The sequence below is a fragment of the Mesotoga sp. UBA5847 genome, from assembly GCF_002432735.1.
Classification (GTDB): Bacteria; Thermotogota; Thermotogae; order Petrotogales; family Kosmotogaceae; genus Mesotoga.
Map to the genome: position 1 here is coordinate 15,445 of NZ_DJGL01000041.1, position 2,430 is coordinate 17,874.

Here is a 2,430-nt window from a genome sequence, read left to right on the forward strand (position 1 = left end):
TACGGTCTCGGACATGCAGAGGAGGTCCTCGGAAAGGCAATGAAGGGCTCTAGGGATAAGATCTTCATTGCAACCAAGTGCGGTCTTCTCTGGGACGATCAGGGAAGAACGAGAAACTGTCTCAAACCGGAGAGCATAAGAAGAGAGATCGAAGATAGTCTCCGAAGACTCGGAACGGATCATGTAGATCTCTATCAGCTACACTGGCCCGATCCAGAGGTCGAAATCGAAGAGACAATGGAGACTATGGTCGAGCTGAAGAAAGAGGGGAAGATCAGATACATAGGGCTGTCAAACTTTTCCATTCCCGAGGCAAAAAGGGCGATGAAGGTTGGAGAGGTATGCAGCATGCAGGGTCTCTACAACATGCTCGAAAGGAATCCAAAGAGCTACCACAATATTCCGCTCGATTACAGAGTCGAAAAGGAAGTCCTTCCCTTTGTTCTGGAGAATGGAATGGCCTTTCTGCCATACAGTCCGCTCTTCCAGGGCCTCTTGGCTGGAGCAATAAGCGACAAGAAGAAGTTCAGCGAACACGATGTACGGGCCGCAAATCCGAAGCTGAATACACCGGAGTTCAACAAGTACTTCGAAGTTGTCGTAGAACTGAACAGGCTGGCGAATGAGATAGGGAAGCCTCTGAGTCACATAGCCATCAATTGGCTTATCCGAAATGAAGCGGTGACATCGGTTATAGCCGGTGCCCAGAAAGTCGAGCAGCTCGAAGAAAACCTCGGCGCCGTCGAATGGGATATGGATGACGGATTATACGAAAGGATAGAAGAGATAATCTCTAATTCCAATTTGGAGCTCTAGGGGGTGTCTATGTGAAAGCCGCGTTTGTAAAATCACCATTCAAATTCGAGATCCGTGACGTAGATCTTCCCTCTCTGAAACCGAATGACGTGTTGCTTAAGATAAAGGCCTCAGGAATCTGCGGGACAGATCTTCACACAGCTAGAACGGAAGCCAAAGACTGGCAGACTTTCGGCCACGAGATAGTCGGCATTGTGGAACAGATCGGTTCAAATGTCGAAAATGTGGAAGTCGGCCAGAGCATACTGGTAGAGAGTGGCTCCTTTTGCGGGACATGCGAGGACTGTAGAAACGGGCGAGTCGATCTCTGCCATGACAGAGCACCTAACGTCTTTATAAGAGCCGAGAGAGAAAATCTGACCATGGGCTTTGCCGAGCAGGTAATAATCGATAAACAGAATGCGGTGCCATTCGAAGGAGTTCCGTTCGAAGAAGCTTCTCTCGTCGAGCCAATGGGAGTTGCGCTCGATCTGACATACACTGTCGATCCAAAGTTCAACGATGATGTGCTGGTCGTTGGTCTAGGCCCCATAGGTCTCATGGCCGTTCAGATAGTCAAGGCCATGGGAGCGAGAAAGGTCTTCGTTGCCAATCATTCCAGATCTAAGATAAGGATAGATGTTGCAAAGAGCTTCGGAGTGGAGGATGTCATACTCGTCGACAAGACCCCGATTGGCTCCTACAAATTTCCCAAGGGAGGCGTTGATAGAGCTCTTGTCACCGCACCTCCTTACGTAATCCCCGAAGTGCTCGATGTCATGAATTTTGGAGGAGTCGTCGGCTTCATAGGAATCGATTACGGCGAAGGCCGCTTCATAAAGTTCGATGCAAACAAGTTCCATTTCAACAAACTTCAGTTGAGAGCCTCCCACGCAGTTCCAGCTCTGTACTTCCCCAGATGCATCGATATGATAAAGAGCGGAGCTGTAAATGTGAAGCCTTTGATAACAGACACCTTCAAGCTGGAAGAAATCGGTGAGATGATGGTCAAGGCGGAAAATGAAAGAGACAAAGTAATAAAGGCAGTCATGATTGATTGAGTATAGTCTGAACCGCCCGCCAAGACGGCGGGTCTTTTTCTTTGAGATCAAAAAACCTTAGATGTCAGAGGTATGAGGAAGGAGGTCAGAAAACCAATATCCTTCTGAGAACTCCCACATTTCTTCATGCTAAAGTAGGAGACGTCTTTCGATAAGAGAGAGACGCAAGGCGGTGAAGAACATCTGCGGACGCAATGCACTGAGGAGCATCAGTGGACGCAAGGCTGGCGAAGACCACGCCAGGACGCAAGGCTGCCTTTGGCAGGAAGTGAGGCCCGAAAGAACATCCGGGGAAGTGATGCGGCGAAGAGCGTCGCCGGAAGTGAGGCTCGCTAGCGCGAGGAAGTGATGCCCGGAGAAACGTCCGGGGAAGTGATGCCGCTTCGCAGGAAGCAAAAAAAAAAGAGCCGCTGAACGCCGTGAAGAGTCGTCCTTAGTCCCAGATCATGGACCCGTCCTTCGAAAGAGCAGTTGCAAGTTGTCAAAGAGCCGCTGTTCGGTTAAGAGCAAAAACCCGCTGGTCGCTGATGAAAACCACGTTGTCCGTCAACAGTCCACCGCCAAGAAGACCGGT

At 49.8% G+C, this 2,430-nt stretch carries 2 protein-coding genes; both read left to right on the forward strand.

Features of this window, described 5'->3' with window-relative positions:
- On the forward strand, window positions 1–816 hold an 816-nt coding region (locus tag B3K91_RS04595; protein ID WP_292594120.1), incomplete at its 5' end, for an aldo/keto reductase.
- Window positions 817–827: 11 nt separating this feature from the next.
- Window positions 828–1,856 carry a zinc-dependent alcohol dehydrogenase gene (locus B3K91_RS04600; protein WP_292594122.1) on the forward strand — a complete coding sequence of 343 codons (1,029 nt, stop codon included), beginning with the start codon at window positions 828–830 and terminating at the stop codon, window positions 1,854–1,856.
- The last annotated feature ends 574 nt before the right edge of the window (window positions 1,857–2,430 follow it).